14 protein-coding genes and 1 pseudogene are annotated in these 15,512 nt (G+C 70.4%); 6 read left to right on the top strand and 9 right to left on the bottom strand.

Going from position 1 to position 15,512, the window contains the following annotated elements; translation table 11 throughout:
• Nucleotides 1-232 precede the first annotated feature (232 nt).
• The 3 genes from IXW69_RS09975 to IXW69_RS09965 are packed head-to-tail and all read right to left on the bottom strand — an operon-like array spanning nt 233 to nt 2,803.
• Nucleotides 233-1,288, bottom strand: a complete 1,056-nt coding sequence (locus IXW69_RS09975) for a HAMP domain-containing sensor histidine kinase (protein ID WP_194786199.1) — start codon at nt 1,286-1,288, stop codon at nt 233-235.
• 50 nt (nt 1,289-1,338) lie between these two features.
• The gene (locus IXW69_RS09970; protein ID WP_194786191.1) at nt 1,339-2,052 is read right to left on the bottom strand and encodes a response regulator transcription factor; all 714 of its coding nucleotides are present in this window, start codon (nt 2,050-2,052) and stop codon (nt 1,339-1,341) included.
• A gap of 31 nt (nt 2,053-2,083) precedes the next feature.
• The gene (locus IXW69_RS09965; RefSeq protein WP_194786190.1) at nt 2,084-2,803 is read right to left on the bottom strand and encodes a DUF6803 family protein; all 720 of its coding nucleotides are present in this window, start codon (nt 2,801-2,803) and stop codon (nt 2,084-2,086) included.
• Between the two features lie 79 nt (nt 2,804-2,882).
• Between IXW69_RS09965 and IXW69_RS12215 the strand changes: the two are divergent.
• Nucleotides 2,883-3,113, top strand: a pseudogene (locus IXW69_RS12215) (SHOCT domain-containing protein); the annotation flags it as partial.
• A gap of 90 nt (nt 3,114-3,203) precedes the next feature.
• Here IXW69_RS12215 and IXW69_RS11775 read toward each other — a convergent pair.
• The 5 genes from IXW69_RS11775 to IXW69_RS09940 form a co-directional block, all read right to left on the bottom strand.
• Nucleotides 3,204-3,659 carry a hypothetical protein gene (locus IXW69_RS11775; protein WP_228525261.1) on the bottom strand — a complete coding sequence of 152 codons (456 nt, stop codon included), beginning with the start codon at nt 3,657-3,659 and terminating at the stop codon, nt 3,204-3,206.
• The gene (locus IXW69_RS09955; RefSeq protein ID WP_194786188.1) at nt 3,656-4,045 is read right to left on the bottom strand and encodes a DUF7718 family protein; all 390 of its coding nucleotides are present in this window, start codon (nt 4,043-4,045) and stop codon (nt 3,656-3,658) included. Before IXW69_RS09955 ends, IXW69_RS11775 begins: the two co-directional genes overlap by 4 nt.
• Nucleotides 4,046-4,047: 2 nt before the next feature.
• Nucleotides 4,048-4,200, bottom strand: coding sequence for a hypothetical protein (locus IXW69_RS09950; protein ID WP_194786187.1), 153 nt, complete (start codon nt 4,198-4,200; stop codon nt 4,048-4,050).
• A complete protein-coding gene (locus IXW69_RS09945) occupies nt 4,197-4,352 on the bottom strand; it encodes a hypothetical protein (RefSeq protein WP_194786186.1) in 156 nt (51 codons plus the stop codon). The genes IXW69_RS09950 and IXW69_RS09945 overlap by 4 nt, the downstream gene beginning before the upstream one ends.
• A 1,116-nt stretch (nt 4,353-5,468) precedes the next feature.
• Complete coding sequence (locus tag IXW69_RS09940) at nt 5,469-6,491, bottom strand: dihydroxyacetone kinase subunit DhaK (protein WP_194786185.1); 1,023 nt, start codon at nt 6,489-6,491, stop codon at nt 5,469-5,471.
• 107 nt (nt 6,492-6,598) lie between these two features.
• Between IXW69_RS09940 and IXW69_RS09935 the strand changes: the two genes are divergently transcribed.
• Nucleotides 6,599-7,114 (top strand): septum formation family protein, encoded by a 516-nt coding sequence (locus tag IXW69_RS09935; protein ID WP_194786184.1) that lies wholly within the window; start codon nt 6,599-6,601, stop codon nt 7,112-7,114.
• Between the two features lie 114 nt (nt 7,115-7,228).
• Entirely contained in the window at nt 7,229-7,870 is a 642-nt protein-coding gene (locus IXW69_RS09930; RefSeq protein ID WP_194786183.1) for a septum formation family protein, read from the top strand.
• Nucleotides 7,871-7,973: 103 nt separating this feature from the next.
• Here IXW69_RS09930 and IXW69_RS09925 read toward each other — a convergent pair whose 3' ends face one another.
• On the bottom strand, nt 7,974-12,890 hold the full coding sequence (locus IXW69_RS09925) for an acyl-CoA dehydratase activase-related protein (protein WP_194786198.1): 4,917 nt from the start codon (nt 12,888-12,890) through the stop codon (nt 7,974-7,976).
• Between the two features lie 744 nt (nt 12,891-13,634).
• Between IXW69_RS09925 and IXW69_RS09920 the strand changes: the two genes are divergently transcribed.
• The 3 genes from IXW69_RS09920 (at nt 13,635) to IXW69_RS09910 (ending at nt 15,421) form a co-directional block, all read left to right on the top strand.
• Nucleotides 13,635-14,312: a TetR/AcrR family transcriptional regulator gene (locus IXW69_RS09920; RefSeq protein ID WP_194786182.1), complete on the top strand. Its 678-nt coding sequence runs from the start codon at nt 13,635-13,637 to the stop codon at nt 14,310-14,312.
• Between the two features lie 69 nt (nt 14,313-14,381).
• Nucleotides 14,382-14,729 (top strand): type II toxin-antitoxin system VapB family antitoxin, encoded by a 348-nt coding sequence (locus IXW69_RS09915; protein WP_194786181.1) that lies wholly within the window; start codon nt 14,382-14,384, stop codon nt 14,727-14,729.
• Nucleotides 14,730-14,806: 77 nt separating this feature from the next.
• Nucleotides 14,807-15,421 carry a LytR C-terminal domain-containing protein gene (locus IXW69_RS09910; RefSeq protein WP_323745272.1) on the top strand — a complete coding sequence of 205 codons (615 nt, stop codon included), beginning with the start codon at nt 14,807-14,809 and terminating at the stop codon, nt 15,419-15,421.
• Nucleotides 15,422-15,512: the final 91 nt, after the last annotated feature.

Genomic DNA, 15,512 nt, shown 5'->3' with positions numbered 1-15,512 from the left:
CCGCCTCGTGCAAGGCCAGGCCACCAACGGCTGGAAGCAGGCCCTCGCCCAGCTCACCGCCGCCTACCCCGACCGCATCAACCCCTACCTCTGACAACCCCACTTACACAAAAACCTTGACAGGCTCGACTCCCAGGCCGGCGAACAGGACGTGGCGACGAGTCAGTGTGGTCATGGCAACGAGCCTGTCGGTGCCAGATGAAGCCCCCGGCAGGGGTTGGTCAAGATCTGGTCAAGATCCCACGGTGGGCAGTGCCAGCACGAACCTCGCGCCGTGGCCGGAGCCGTCGCTGTGGGCCGCCAGGTCACCGCCGTGGGCGCGGGCAATGGCCCTGGAGATCGCCAGGCCGACACCGGTTCCACCGTCGATGTCGCGAGTGCGAGTGCCCTCGACGCGGTAGAAGCGTTCGAAGACGTGGGTGAGGGATTCAGCGGGGATGCCGACGCCGTCGTCGGTGACGCGGACCACGGCCCGGTCGTCTTCGCGGCCCATGGTGACCTCCACCCGGTCCCCGGCCACCGTGTGTTGCAGGGCGTTGCGCAGCAGGTTGTCCAGCACCTGCCCGATACGGGCGGCGTCCACGTCGACACGAATCCCGGGCATCGTCTGGGCCTGCAGCTGCACACCGGCGACGGTGTAGGCGTGACGGGCCGCATCGACGCTGGCCGCCACGACCAGGTCGAGGTCCTGGTGGCTCAGCGACAGTGGGATGCGCCCCTCCTCGGCACGCGAGACCTCAGAGATGTCGGCGGCCAGAGCGACCAGCCGCTGGTTCTGCCGGACCAGCACCTCGATGGTCTCGGGGGTGAAGTCGACCACGCCGTCCTGCAGCCCTTCGAGGGTGACCTGGGTGACAGCGAGCGGAGTGCGCAGCTCGTGGCCCAGGTCGGTGAGCATCCGGCGTCGGGTCTGCTCGGTGGAGGCGATCTGCGCGGCCATCTGGTTGAAGGCGTCGGCGACCTGCGCCAGCTCGGGGCTGGCCGAGGCCATCGTGACGGGCTGGTCGTAGTGCCCGGAGGCCACCTGCTGGGCACCACCCACCAATGCCTCGACTCCCCGCGACAGGTTCCGGTTGAGGACGGTGGCGACTCCTAGAGCGGCGAGCATCGCGGTGCCCAGACCCACGGCCAGCGATACCAGGCCAGCGTCGTGGAAGGCCTGTTGCGCGTGTTCGACGACGTCGGGCTGGGCGTGGCCGGCCTCATGCATGTGCATCCGGAACCATGCCGGGCCGACGATCAGGGCCGTGAGCACCATGGTGACGGCCATCGCCGTCACCACGGCCATCTGGGTCCACAGCAGCCGACGTCCCCAGCTGCCGCGCTGGCGCGACGCGATCACTGTCCGCGGCCCATCCGGTAACCGACCCCGCGCACCGTCTGCACGAACCGGGGCTGGGAGGGGTCGTCGCCGAGCTTCTTGCGCAGGTGGGCGATGTGCACGTCGACCAGGTGGTCGTCACCGACCCAGTCGGCGCCCCACACCGCATCGGTGAGCTGACGCCGGTTCAGGACCCGGCCGGGGTGCTGAACCAGGGCGGCCAGCAGGTCGAACTCGGTACGGGTCAGCTCCACCGGTGACGCGTCGAGCTCCACCCGACGAGACGACGGGTCCACGGTGAGGGAGCCGATGCGCAGCACCGAGGCCGTGGTACCCGCACCGCCGGCGCGGGGGCGCCGCAACAGTACCTGGATGCGGGCCACCAGCTCACGCGGGCTGAACGGCTTGGTCATGTAGTCGTCCGCTCCGACCGACAGCCCGATCAGCTTGTCGACCTCGTCGGCACGAGCCGTGAGCATCAACACGTAGCAATCGCTGAAGGTGCGCAGCTGGCGGCACACCTCCACCCCGTCCATGCCCGGCAGGCCCAGGTCCAGCACCACCACGTCGGGAGATGTGACCCGGACCAGGTCGAGGGCAGCCAGCCCGTCGCCGCAGGTCTGGGCTGACATGCCGGCCCGCTCGAGGTAGTTCTTCACCGTGCCCGACAGCACCGGTTCGTCGTCGACGACCAGGACACTCGGCGCAACCGCAGCAAAGGCGCTATTCATGGCACCACCTCACCACGGACCCGGCTGGGGGTCACTTCGACGGTGCGGCACTGGGCATCATCGTCGAGTGGTCCATGCCCGTCATGCCACCCATGTCGTGGTTCATGCCCGGCATGCCACCCATGTCGTGCTGCATCGAGGCGGGTGCCGTCGGCGTGTAGCCCATGACGGCAGGGTCGAGCATGCCGAAGATCATCGCGACGTGGGCCACCACAAGGAACACGGCCACCATCGCCACGTGCAGGCGACGGCGCCCGGCCTCGTTACGGCCCAAGAGTCCGGCCTCCAGCAGGCTGATCACCAGCATCGGCAGGCCACCGGCCAGGTAGGACAGGACAGCGATCACGTCCGCGGGGCCACGCCAGCCGCCGTTGACCGTCAGCGGAACCACGGCTGTGATGAGCAGGTGCAGGCCGATGAACACCCACACCGGACCCGCCAGCAGTCCGGCCCAGTGGCTCACCTTCGTCACCCATCCCGCCGCTGGTCGGTCTTCGCGACGAGCCAGCAGCATGACCAGCTCGGTGATCGCGAGGGTTTCGGCCAGCACCACCGGAAGTGCCATGAACAACAGGAGGTTCCACGGCTGCCGTACGGCCAGCAGTCCCATGTAGTGGGTCATCGGCATCCCCTCCATCCCCGACCCAGAGGTCAGGTCAGGGGCGATCAGGGCCAAGGCGGCAGCTGCGAGGGTGCCGACACCCAGGACAACCAGCGGCACGGTACGGGAGGAGTTCTCGTTCGAGGTCATCGCCACAAGCCTCGAAGCCCCACATCGAGACCCGGGCAAGGGAATGTGAAGATTCGGTCAAGCCGGTCTCCGGGTAGACATGGGGCCAGAACAGACCGTCACCATGGGGCCAATCGAAGTTGACAGAGCCAGTGGGGACTTCCTCGCCTTCCCCGGCGCCGAGCCTGCCGAGGGGTACGGGTACATCTCGGAGCCTGTGGCTGCGACGCCGTCTGCCGACGGAGGCGATGACGTCATGGCGCAGCTCGAGCGGATCGGAGCGCTGCGTGACGCTGGCGTGCTCACGGAGGAGGAGTTCGCCGCGAAGAAGGCCGAACTCCTACGTCGTCTGCGAGTTCGCCTCGCCCCGAGTAGCAGGACGCCCCGTCACCGCGAGGTGGCGGGGCTTCCATGTTGGCTATCAGACCATGGCGAAGGTCTTGGACGAGACCGATCGCAGCACATCAGGGATTCTGGCTGTCGTGAGACGGTTGTCCTTGATGGTCTTGATCCGGCCGTCCATGTAGTCGAGGACCATGCCGACTGACGACGTGCGCCCATCTCGCCCCCTGCCCAGCTTGAAGCCGTCCGACTTCTCGAGGTGGGATGGCGGCTCCGTAGTGGGTGCCTCCCACTTCATGAAGGCGAACTGCTCACGCCCGGTTCGCTCCGGGTAGTAGACGGCGACTACCGTGGTCTCGCCTGAGCGGGTGTGGTCCTCGATCACCTCATCGAAGGGATCACTCTCGAGGACGGGAAGGATTCGGGTGCCGCTGACGTATCCATTGAAAGCGAAGAGGTCACGTGCAGCGCGGGTGCCCATGAAGCGACCGAGGGCGCGCGCAGCGTCACGCCGCGTGGCCGTGGATGTGCTCATCTGCCCCATCTCCTGAAGTGATCCTCGATCTTGTCGAATACCTCATCGTATGAGGTGTCGTAAGACCTACCCAGTATGTCACGATCCCGCGGCCCGAGAACTGTGATGACCGCCTTTCGTTCAGGGCGCGTGCGGTACATCTGATGGAAGTGGATGGAGCCGTGCGAGGTGTCGATCCGGTACACGGCTTCCCAGTCGTCGTCTGGCGAGAGCCGCACCTCGTGCTGGATTGAGTAGTCGACAATCTGGTTCTTGTACCAGGTCTGCCTGACGAAGATGCGATGTTCCCCCGGCTCATCCACGTCGGTCACCTCGATCGGGTACTCGTCGGGAGGATCACACGCGTTCGGTGGTGGCGGGCGGTACCCGCCGTCTTCAAGCGCCATGGTCAGGCTCGGGGCTCGAGGGAGTCGAGGCAGCACCCGCACGCGCTGACGGCGAGCCAGTTGGGGCACAGGCCGTCATCGCCCGCGATGACCCAGTGGTCGGAGACGTTGGTCAGGGCCGCGAGCGCACCGAGGAACGTATGGCCGGGGGTCACTCGTCCAGCTTCGTAGCCGTTGAGTGCTTGGCGTGGAGGCCGAGGGCGGGGCCGGCTTCCGTCTGGGAGAGGTTCGCGGTGGTGCGAGCTTTGCGGATCCGGTCAGGCAGGGTGAAGCGCGGGATCGCGCCCTCTTTCCCCGCGTGTGCCATGCGGGCGAGTGTACGTGGCAATTTGGGACGTTTCGGGACAGTTGTCAGGGTCGGGCATCACGTTCGGCGTTTCCGATCGTCCGTGCGCCTTCCGTCTCTCATGATGTCGGCAGTCGAAGAACAGCCGCTGCGCCGGACGCGGACGCGCCACCGCCGGGTGGGGAACTGGCCAGCTCATCGCGAAGCTGGCCCGCCAGGGATGGGGGCCCCTCGACGGGAGGCCACTGAAGGGGACCCAGAAGGTCCTCGAGGCCCTCGTCGACCGCCTGCCCTACCGGAGCGGTGAGGGGTACGCCACGATCGAGAAGCTCGCGAGTACCGCGTGCGTCACCATCCCGTGCGCCCGCCGGCGGTGCCTCACCGAAGCCATGCCATAACCCTCCCTCGTGTTGACGGCGTCAACGCGAGACAGTACGTGCATGGTCAGACATGGGTGCCGTTGGCTAACCGTGTCCGCGTGATTCTGCGGAACCGGCGCCCCGCCTCGAGGCACGCGAGAGTTCGAATCCCCCATCCTCCGCCGGAAAGCCCCGGGAACCGCATGGTTCCGGGGCTTTCTCGTTGCCCACCCCCGTACCGCTCGCGCCCCCACTCACCAGCACTGTGTTCACGCCAACTCGCACCGCTCGCGCCAGCTCGCACCCTGTGCTCGCCGCTGAGACGACTCCAGGGCGAGCACAGGGTGCAGAGAAGCGCAGCGGGTGCGAAGACGCGCGATGGACACGAGCAGGGTCAGCCTGCACGCCGAGTTCGGTCGATCCGCGCACCGAGTTCGGTCCAGCACTGACCGACCGGCGTCGTTCCTAGGTCTTTCACAGGCTCCGCCCCGGTGCCCTCCCAGGGTCAGTGGGTTACATAGTTCCTACCGCCGGACGGAGCGGGCAGCGAGGGTTGGGGAACCCGATGACCTGCCAGCTCCGAGAGCCGCACGGGTCCTAGGGAGCCCGGACGACTCGCTCCGGCGAAGGAGGAGGCTCCTCCCGGGTCATGGGAAGCCCGGGGAACGCGAGCCCCTCGACGACGAAGGCCCTCGGGCCGGGAGAGACAACCCGGCCCGAGGGCCCGTCCTCGTTCTTGAGGCGGACAGCCTCAGACAGAACCGAGCGCCCGGGCCCGTCACGCGCCCCAGCGCAGCGCCGACGTCACCACCGGTGCGTCCCACAGCTCGAGCAGCTCCTCGTCGGCAGGCAGAACCGTGAGCGTGCACCCCGCCATGTCGAGGCTCGTCACGTACTCCCCCACGAGTCGCCGGTGGACCCACACGTCGGCCGTGTTGAGCAGGCGCGCGATCTCCGCGTAGAGGACGTAGAGCTCGAGGCGCGGCGTCGCACCCAGCCCGCTCAGCAGCACGATCACCCCGCCGTCGGCCCACGCCCTCCGGCCGCCGAGCTCGCGGTCGAGGCAGTCCAGGAGCGTGCTCACGATGACGCCCGCGACCTCCTTCGCCGTGCCCGAGGGGCCGCGGCGCACGCCCAGCTCACCGTGGATCCCGACGCCGATCTCCATCTGCCCCTCGGGCAGGTCGAAGACGGGCCGACCGGTGGTGAGCGCCGTGCCCGGCCTCATCCCGACGCCGAAGGACCGCGCCCGGGAGGCGACGCGCTCAGCGACGTCCGCGACGTCGTCGAGGTCGCGCCCCTGCTCGGCGGCGGCCCCGGCGGTCCTCTCGACCAGGACGGTCGCCCCGACGCCGCGGCGCCCGACCTCGATCCCGGTGTCGTTCACGGCGACGTCGTCGGCGACCAGCACGGTGCGCGTGCGCAGGCCCGCGTCGGCGGCGAGCTCGACGCCCATGTCGAAGTTGAGGACATCGCCGGTGTAGTTCTTGACGACGACGAGCGCGCCGGCGTCGCCGGTCACCTGCGTGAGGGCGCGGGAGACGAGGTCAGGGGTGGGCGAGGTGAAGACGTCGCCGATGACGGCCGCGTCGAGCATCCCCTGCCCCACGAAGCCCGAGTGGAGCGGCTCGTGCCCGGTGCCGCCGCCGGAGACGAGCGCGACCCGGCCGGGAGCCTTCGGGGTGGCGCGCCGGACGATCCGGTGGGCGACGTCGACGTCCACGAGGTCCGGGTGGGCGAGGGCGAGGCCCTCGAGGAGGTCGTCGATGACCGTGTCCTCGGAGTTGATGAACCTGCCCATGGCCGCACTCTAGGCGTGACGCTCGAGCACCGGCCAGGGCCGACCCGGGCGACCCGCCACGGCGTCGCCACCCCTTCCGGCCGCCCGGTGTGCGGCACTCTTGGACCATGCGCTCCTCCGCCCGACGCCTCGCCGCGATCGTCCCCCTGACCGTCCTGAGCCTGGCCGGGTGCTCCGGCTACGGGACGAGCCAGGCGACCGCGACGCCGTCGCCGGCGGCCACCTCCGCCTTCCAGGTCAAGGTCGGCGAGTGCTTCAACGTGCCCGACGACGGCACGACGGAGTCGGTCACCCGCGTCGAGAAGGTCGCCTGCTCCGAGCCCCACACCTTCGAGGCCTTCAAGTCCTCGAAGCTCACCACCTACGACTCCTTCCCCGGCACGAAGGCGATCAAGACCGAGGCGACGGGTGCCTGCACGGACGCCTTCCAGGAGTTCACCGGGGGCACGCCTCGCGCCTCGATCTTCCAGCTCAAGTGGTTCGTGCCCGACGAGGAGAGCTGGGTCCGGGGCGACCGCGAGATCCTCTGCCTCGTCACGCCTGACGAGGACGGCGTGCAGACGACGGGCTCGGCGGCGTCCGGCGGCGGCACGGCCGTGACGCCGAGCCCGACGGCGTCGTGACGGCACCCGTCAAGCCCCTCTGACCTGCGCGAACACGCGCTTCGTCACGCTTTCGAGACCCTATGGGGACCTCACCCCATCGTATGAGTGCGAATCCTTTGAGAGTCTCTTCACATGCGAACCACGACCCGAGCCCTCGCCCTTCCCACCGCCCTGCTCCTCGCCGTCGGCATCGCCGCCTGCGGGTCCGACGGCGCCCACGAGTCCACCGGGACAGCAGTCCCCCAGACCACCGCCGCCTCTGACACGTCCAGCTCCTCCGCCGACTCCAGCGCCTCCTCCGGCTCCGGCCTCGGCAGCGTCTCCGACGACGCCTCCTCCTCGTCCAGCGCCTCGACCTCCGGCTCCTCCTCGGCCGCGACCGAGGCCGACGCCGAGACCAAGTCCGCCCAGGACCTCGAGGTCGGCGACTGCTTCACCGACATGGGCACCGAGACCGCCGACGACGGAGCCACCGTCAACACCGTCGACGTCGTCGACTGCTCCGCCCCGCACCTCTACGAGGTCTACAAGAACGCCGACATCGAGGCCGACTCCTTCCCGACCGGCGACGCCATGGACCAGAAGACCGCGGACGTCTGCTACGACGCCTACGCCGACTACGTGGGCAAGAACCTCGACGAGTCCTCGCTCACCGCGACGGCCCTGACCCCGACCTCCTCCTCGTGGACCCTTGGCGACCGCACGGTCTCCTGCGTCATCACGAGCCAGGACGGCTCCGACCTCACGAGCTCCGCGAAGGGCTCCCACGCCTGACGCTCCCGTCCCGTGCGGATCCGTGAGCCGAGCCGGACGGACCGTGCTCAGTGCGCTGCCGCTCTGGCCCGACCACCGATCTCGTGGTCAGGACGTCCCGATCTCAGCGCGCTGAGCCGCCGAGCTCCGGGACGGGCTCCTCGGCGACGTCGGGCGACTGCGGCGTCCAGTCCGGAGCCGGTCCGAGGTCGGCGAGGAGCTCGGCCATCGACCGGCCGTCGGCCACGCCGTCGAGGGCGGCGGCGTCCTCGCCCGCGAGGACCTGCTCGAGGGCCTCGGCCCGCTCCTGCGCGTCCATCTCCGGCTGCTGCTCGCGCATCATGAAGGCCGTGGAGATCATGAGCTTGATGCGGTTGAGCTGGTTGACCTCGCTGGCGCCCGGGTCGTAGTCGATCCCGACGATGTTCGCCTGCGGGAACTGGCGGCGGATCTCGCGGAACATGCCCTTGCCGACGACGTGGTTGGGCAGGCACGCGAAGGGCTGGCAGCACACGATGTTCGGCACGCCGTTCTCGATGAGGTCCACCATCTCGCCGGTGAGCAGCCAGCCCTCACCGGCCTGGTTGCCGAGCGAGAGGACCCGCTGGGCCTTCTCGGCGAGCTCGGTGATGGGGCACTCGACGTCGAACTTGCCGTGCGTGGCCGCGAGCGCGGCGGAGGCCGGGGCCTGCATCTGCTCGAGGAACCAGACGCCCATCTTCTTCTGACGGACCTTGTCCTCGCCGACACCGTAGGTGTCGGCCTTCCACTGCGCCGTCGTCATGCCGTTGAGCATGAAGCCGAGCAGGCCGGGGACGACGGCCTCGCAGCCCTCCGCCTCGATCTGGTCGACGACGTGGTTGTTGGCGTCCGGCTGGAACTTCACGAGGATCTCGCCGACGACGCCGACGCGCGGCTTGCGCGGCTCGTTGGTCAGCGGGAGCTCGTCGAACTCGCGGACGAGATCGCGCAGGAGGCGGCGGTAGCCGAGGCGCCCGCCCCAGGTGGCCGAGCGGCCCTTGTGCTCCATCCACTCGCCGGTGATCGTGTGCCAGCGGTTCATGAGGGCGTTGGCGCTGCCGGGCTCGAGCTCGTAGGGGCGTGTGCGCAGGAGGCATGTCATGAGGGTGTCGCCGATGACGAGGCCCTGGACCGCCTTGAGCGCCATGGTCGGGGTGAGCTTGAAGCCCGGGTTCTCCTCGATGCCCTGGAGGGAGACGGCGAGGACGGGGACCTGGGGGTAGCCGGCCTCGCGCAGGCCCTTGCGGAGCATGGCGGCGTAGTTGGTGGCGCGGCACATGCCGCCGGTCTGGGAGATGGCGAGGACGCACTTGTCGGGGTCGTGGCTGCCGTCCTCGAAGGCGCCGATGAGCTGGCCGATGACCATGATCGCCGGGAAGCAGGCGTCGTTGTTGACGTAGCGCAGCCCCACCTCGAGGTCCTCGCGGCTGGCGGCCTCGAGGAGCTCGAGGTTGTAGCCGAGGCGCTTCATGAGCGGGGCGATGGGCTTGAAGTGGATCGGGGACATCTGGGGCAGGAGGATCGTGTACTCCTCGCGCATCTCCTCGGTGAAGGCCGGGGTGGTGGCGGCCGGGAGCGCGCGCCCGGGCCGGCGGCCGGGAAGGGCGATCCCGTCGGCGCCGTCGGAGTGGCCGCCGTTCTCGAGCGGCTCCTTCTTGGCGGCGGCGCCCCGGGCGCCCTCGGTGGTGTCGACGACGACCGTCGTGTCGCTGTCGGCCTCGTCCGCACCGTCGGCGGCGAGGGCCTCCTCGCGGCGACGACGGCGGGCCTCGCTCGCCGCGGCGAGCGAGCGCAGGCGGATCGTGGCGGCACCGAGGTTGGAGACCTCGTCGATCTTGAGGGTCGTGTAGACGCTGTCGGCGGACTCGAGGATCTCCTGGACCTGGTCCGTGGTGACGGCGTCGACGCCGCAGCCGAAGGAGTTGAGCTGGACGAGCTCGAGGTCGTCGGCCCGCGTGACGAGCTCGGCGGCCCGGTAGAGGCGCGAGTGGTAGGCCCACTGGTCGCGCACGCGAAGGTTCGGGGAGACCTCGGCGACGGCGACGCCGGCCTCGGGGCTGGGCAGGCCCTCGGCGACGACGTCGGACCAGTCGGCGGGGGCCTGCGGGTCCTCGCCCTTCCCGGTGACGGCGCCGGCGACGGCGTCGGCCGCGGTGGCGACGCCCCGCCTGATCCTCGCGACCGTGCGGGACAGGGCCCCGCCGGCGACCTTCCGCTCGGCGCCGTCGGCGGCCTCGTCGAGGCCGACCGGCTCGGGGAGGATTGAGTCCTCGGAGAGCACGGCCATGCCGAGGGTGTTGATGACGTCGGGGATGCCGTGGTTGATCTCGGGGTCGATGTGGTACGGCCGGCCCGCCAGGACGATGCCCTTGCGGTTGTTCTCCCGCATCCACTCCAGGGTTCGGCGGCCCTCGGCTCGGACGTCGGCCTTGAAGGCGGCGTCCTCGGCGAAGCCGGCGGCGACGGCCTTGCGGGCCTCGGGGAGGGTGACGTCCCAGTCGGCGAGGACCTCGACGAGGCGCTCGGCGAGCTTGGCCGGGTTGGCGAGGTTGAGGAAGGGCGCGAGCATGCGGACCTGCCCGTCGCGGACCGCCTCGACGTTGTTCCGGATGACCTCGGGGTAGGTGGCGACGATCGGGCAGTTGTAGTGGTCGTCGGTCCCCTCGACGAGGGTGCGCTCGTAGAAGACGCAGGGGAACCAGATGGTCTGCACGCCCTTCTCGATGAGCGACTCGATGTGCCCGTGGGAGAGCTTGGCCGGGTAGCAGGCGTTCTCCGAGGGGATGGAGTCCATGCCCTTCTCGAAGAGGTTGTGGTTGGAGCGGCCCGAGAGCATGACGCGGAAGCCGAGGCTCGTGAGGACCGTGAACCACAGCGGGTAGTTCTCGTACATGCCGAGGACGCGCGGGATGCCGATCTCACCGCGGGTGTCCTGCCCCTTGCGCAGGCGGCGGTAGGCGAAGGTGCGGCGGTACTTGTAGTCGTACAGGTTCGGCATGTCCGACTTGGTGGCGCGGCGCTCCTGGGTGGCGCCGCGGTCGCAGCGGTTGCCGGAGACGTGGCGCTGGCCGTCGTTGAAGGTCGTGATGGTGAGCTGGCAGTGGTTCTGGCACAGCTTGCAGACGTCGGTCTCCGTCTTGAGGGAGAAGCGGGAGAGCTCGGCCAGGGTCATGAGGCTGCCGGGCACGCCCTGGTAGGTCTGCTGGGCGGTGAGGGCGGCGCCGAAGCAGCCCATGAGGCCGGCGACGTCGGGGCGGACGACCTCGCGGCCGGTGAGCAGCTCGAAGGCGCGCAGGACGGCGTCGTTGAGGAAGGTGCCGCCCTGGACGCTGATGCGCTCGCCGAGCTGGGAGGCGTCGCGCAGCTTGATGACCTTGTACAGGGCGTTGCGGACGACGGAGTAGGACAGTCCGGCGCTGATCTCGCCCGGGGTGGCGGCCTCCTTCTGGGCCTGCTTGACCGAGGAGTTCATGAAGACGGTGCAGCGGCTGCCCAGGTCGACCGGGGCGGTCGCGGTGAGGGCGTCCTCGGCGAACTCGTGGATGGACTTGCCCATGGAGGCGGCGAAGGTCTGGAGGAAGGAGCCGCACCCGGCGGAGCAGGCCTCGTTGACGCTGATGGAGTCGATGGCGCCGTTGCGGATGCGCAGGAACTTCATGTCCTGGCCGCCGATGTCGATGACGCTCGTGACGCCGGGGTTGAGGTGGGCGGCGGCGCGGTAGTGGGCCATGGTCTCGACGACGCCCTCGTCGATGCGCAGCGCCGCCTTGACGATGCCCTCGCCGTAGCCGGTGACGCAGGAGCGGACGATGCGGACGTGCTCGGGCATCTCGAGATGGATGCGGCGGAGGATCTCGACGGCGGCGGTGACGGGGTCGCCCTCGTTGCCGGCGTAGTGCTCCCAGCAGATGTTGTCGTCAGCGTCGAGGACGACGGCCTTGATGGTGGTGGAGCCGGCGTCGATGCCGAGGAAGCAGTCGACGTAGCGGGCGCCCCCGGCGCCCGCTGGGGCGGGCACGACGCCAGAATCTGGGTAGTGGCGCTCGTCCGCGGGCGCCTCGGGGTCGTAGTCCTCGGGGGCGGCGGGCCAGCCGGTGCGCGGGACGGTCGCCTGGGCGTGGCGCTCGCGGAAGGCGGCGAGCTCGTCGTCGGAGGAGAAGAGGGGGCGCATGCGCTGGGACTCGAGGCCGGCGGTGCTGCCGGTGGCGAGGCGCTGGGCGAAGACGCCGACGGGGGTGGGGGTGCCGGTGGCCATGAGGGCGGCGCCGACGGCGACGTAGAGCTGGGCGTCCTCGGGGCAGGTGAAGGAGTCGACCTGCTCGGCGAGGGTGCGCTCGAAGGCCTTGCGCAGCTCGGGGAGGAAGTGGAGCGGGCCGCCGAGGAACATGACGTTGCCCTTGATGGGGCGTCCGCAGGCGAGGCCCGCGATCGTCTGGGTGACGACGGCCTGGAGGACGGAGGCGGCGAGGTCCTCGGACTCGGCGCCCTGGTTGATGAGGGGCTGGAGGTCGGACTTGGCGAAGACGCCGCAGCGGGAGGCGATGGGGTAGAGCGTCTGGTAGCGACTGGCGAGGTCGTTGAGGCCGGAGGCGTCGGTGTGGAGGAGCTGCGCCATCTGGTCGATGAAGGCACCGGTGCCGCCCGCGCAGGTGCCGTTCATGCGCTGCTCGGGGGTCGGGTGGAGGTAGGTGATCTTGGCGTCCTCACCACCGAGCTCGATGATGACGTCGGCGTCGGGGTTCTTCGCCTGGACGGTCTGGGTCTCGGCGATGACCTCCTGGACGAAGGGCAGGTCCATGACCTCGGCGAGCGAGAGGCCCGCGGAGCCGGTGACGGCGCCGCGGACGGGCACGCCGGGGAACTTCTCGGCGACCTCGCCGAGGAGGCGCGTGACCTCGCCCCGGATGTCGGCGTTGTGGCGGCGGTACTCGGCGAAGACGGGCTCGGGGAAGGGCTCGCCCTCGGCCTGCTCGGGCAGGAGAACGATCTTGACGGTGGTGGAGCCGATGTCGAGCCCCATGCGCAGCGGGGCGGTGTCGGGGTCGACGGCGGCGGCCGCGGTCTGAGCAGCGCGTGCGGCGCGGGCGGCCTCGCGCTGGGAGGGCATCGTGGGCATGCCCAGAGGAATGGCCATGAGGGACGGGCGGCCACCGCGGGGCACGGCTGGGGCGGGCACGGCGCCGGAAACGGCTGGGGCGGGCACGGCGCCGGAAACGGCTGGGGCGGGCACGGCGCCGGAAACGGCTGGGGCGGGCACGGCGCCGGAAACGGCTGGGGCGGGCACGGCGCCGGAAACTGCTGGGGCGGGCACGGCGACGGGAGCGTCGGAGGACGTCGGGGACTGGGCGGACTGGGTGTCGCTCATCGTTCAACCTCTCGGCCCCGGCGATCGCGGTCAGTACTCCTCCGGGGTCGCTGCGGACGCTAACGAGGTGCTCCACGGGCCTTCAACGGTGTTGAAATATCCGCGAACCGGGACCTCGGTCCTACGGCTTTTCCCCCGCGATACCGGGGGAAACCGTGGGCACCCGCGTTACCGCCCACCGCCGCACTGAACAGCGTTGAATATTGCGCCCATCATCTTTCGCAATCAAGGGGCTCGCGGGCGATCCAGCCGCTCCAACGCCGCCCGGGTCGGCCCGACCCTCCCGCGACCCCGGCCCGGCAGCGTTCCAGGCCGCGGGCGGGCACTCCTCGACGCCCGCCCCAGGGCCAACGACGTCGAGCCCGGGGACGCACGACGAGCCCGGCCTAGCCTCGAGCCATGACGAGCACGGACCGCGCCGCCGCCGAGGACTCGCACCGCCGTCGTGGCCCCCGCCCCGGACGCGCGAACCACGGGGACGACGGCACCCTCAACCCCACCCAGGAGGCCATCCTCGAGGCGGCGCGCTCCTCTTTCCTCGCCCAGGGCTTCGCCAAGACGACGATCCGCGGCGTGGCCCGCGAGGCCGGCGTCGACCCCGCCCTCGTCTCCTACTACTTCGGCTCCAAGGGCGCCCTCTTCGGCGCCTCGATGAACCTCCGCATCCGGGCCAGCGAGGAGATCGCCCACCTCCTCACCGGCGACCTGCGCACCGCCGGCCCCCGCCTCGTCCGCCTGTCGATGACCGCCTGGGACGACTCCGCGGGAGGCGCCACCTTCCGCGCGCTCCTCCGCTGGATCGCCACCGACGACGGCGCCCCAGAGGCCATCCAGGACTACGGCACCCAGCAGCTCGCCGTCCCCATCGCCGCCGCCCTCGGGCAGCAGACGGGCATGACGGCGGAGGTGGCCCGCGAGCGCGCCACCCTCGCGGGCTCCCAGCTGGTCGGGCTGGCGATGCTCCGCTACGTCTTCCGGCTCGAGCCCGTCGCCTCGTCCAGCGTCGACCGTCTCGTCGAGACCGTGGGACCGACCATCCAGCACTACCTCACCGGACCGCTCACCTCCCACCGCTGAGGGCCCCGGTCGTCGGAGGGGGACGAGACGCAGCGAGAGCACGCCGGACGGGCCCGCTACCATGTCGGGGTGATCTTCAAGGCCGTCGGCGAGTCCGCCCCGTACCCCGAGCACGGGGTCGTGGACCAGCGCGCCTGGTCGGCCGTGGCGCCCCGCCAGGTGCGCCTCAACCAGCTCACGACGACTCGCGCCGTCCTCGACCTGCGCAACCTCCTCGACGACGACTCCACCTTCTACGGGGACCTGTTCGCGCACGTCGTCCTGTGGCGCGGCGACCTCTACCTCGAGACCGGCCTGCACCGCGCCCTGCGCTCCGCCCTCCAGGGCCGTACCTCGATCCACGCCCGCGTCCTCGAGCTCGACGACGACGGCCGCGCCCTCCTCGCGCCGCCCCCTCCCCCGCCGCCGAGCGCCTGAGACCCGGCCGGTCCGTCTGGCGCTCCGGGCGTCCCCGCCTCAGCGCCGTCACCGCTCTCGTCCACTAACCTGGGCGAGTGACCTCCCCCGCAGACTCCCGCGACGAGTACCGGCGTCGGCTCCAGCACCGTCAGACGACCGTCATCGGCGGCGTGCTCGCCGTCATGGCCCTCCTGACGATCGTGTGCCTCGCGATCTGGACCGGGATGGTGCCCGCACCCTATGAGCCCGGCTTCGCGACGGCCGCGCCCACGGCCACGGTCGCCCCGGAGGTCTGCCCGCCGAAGGACGCGACGACCGTCGAGCTCGCGAGCATCAAGGCGAACGTCTACAACGGCACGGACAAGGCGGGACTCGCGGGCGGCGTCGCCGACGTCCTCACCAAGGCGGGCACGCAGGTCGCCGCGACCGCCGACTGGCCGAAGGGCTCCTACGACGGCGACGCCCTCATCACCACCTCGCAGGCGGGTCTGGTCAACGCCTACACCCTCGCGCAGCTCTTCACGGGCACGGTGCGCGTCCAGCTCGACACGGCCGCGGACGCCAAGGACGCCACCGTGAGCATCGTCCTGGGCGGCTCGTACAAGCAGGGCATCCTCGCCGACGACGAGATCGCCAAGCTCAAGGCCGGCACGGCGATCAAGGCCCCGGTGGGCTGCGTCTCGGCCACGGCGAGCGCCACCGGCAAGTGAGCCGCTGAGCCCGAACAGCCCCCGGCCGGTCCCGGGCCGCGGTCTCCCCCCACCCCCGCCGGCCCCGGGGCCCCCCGCTTGATCCCTAGGG

Origin of the sequence: Actinomyces haliotis, assembly GCF_015355765.1 — a bacterium.
Taxonomy (GTDB): domain Bacteria; phylum Actinomycetota; class Actinomycetes; order Actinomycetales; family Actinomycetaceae; genus Actinomyces; species Actinomyces haliotis.
This window is presented reverse-complemented; position numbering and strand designations above follow the sequence as displayed.

Bases quoted from the DNA above. Each gene is read 5' to 3' on its own strand.
- IXW69_RS09975 (WP_194786199.1), bottom strand. From the start codon at position 1,288: ATGGCCGTGGTGACGGCGATGGCCGTCACCATGGTGCTCACGGCCCTG.
- IXW69_RS09970 (WP_194786191.1), bottom strand. From the start codon at position 2,052: ATGAATAGCGCCTTTGCTGCGGTTGCGCCGAGTGTCCTGGTCGTCGAC.
- IXW69_RS09965 (WP_194786190.1), bottom strand. From the start codon at position 2,803: ATGACCTCGAACGAGAACTCCTCCCGTACCGTGCCGCTGGTTGTCCTG.
- IXW69_RS11775 (WP_228525261.1), bottom strand. From the start codon at position 3,659: ATGAGCACATCCACGGCCACGCGGCGTGACGCTGCGCGCGCCCTCGGT.
- IXW69_RS09955 (WP_194786188.1), bottom strand. From the start codon at position 4,045: ATGGCGCTTGAAGACGGCGGGTACCGCCCGCCACCACCGAACGCGTGT.
- IXW69_RS09945 (WP_194786186.1), bottom strand. From the start codon at position 4,352: ATGGCACACGCGGGGAAAGAGGGCGCGATCCCGCGCTTCACCCTGCCT.
- IXW69_RS09940 (WP_194786185.1), bottom strand. From the start codon at position 6,491: ATGGGCAGGTTCATCAACTCCGAGGACACGGTCATCGACGACCTCCTC.
- IXW69_RS09935 (WP_194786184.1), top strand. From the start codon at position 6,599: ATGCGCTCCTCCGCCCGACGCCTCGCCGCGATCGTCCCCCTGACCGTC.
- IXW69_RS09930 (WP_194786183.1), top strand. From the start codon at position 7,229: ATGCGAACCACGACCCGAGCCCTCGCCCTTCCCACCGCCCTGCTCCTC.
- IXW69_RS09925 (WP_194786198.1), bottom strand. From the start codon at position 12,890: ATGGGGCTCGACATCGGCTCCACCACCGTCAAGATCGTTCTCCTGCCC.
- IXW69_RS09920 (WP_194786182.1), top strand. From the start codon at position 13,635: ATGACGAGCACGGACCGCGCCGCCGCCGAGGACTCGCACCGCCGTCGT.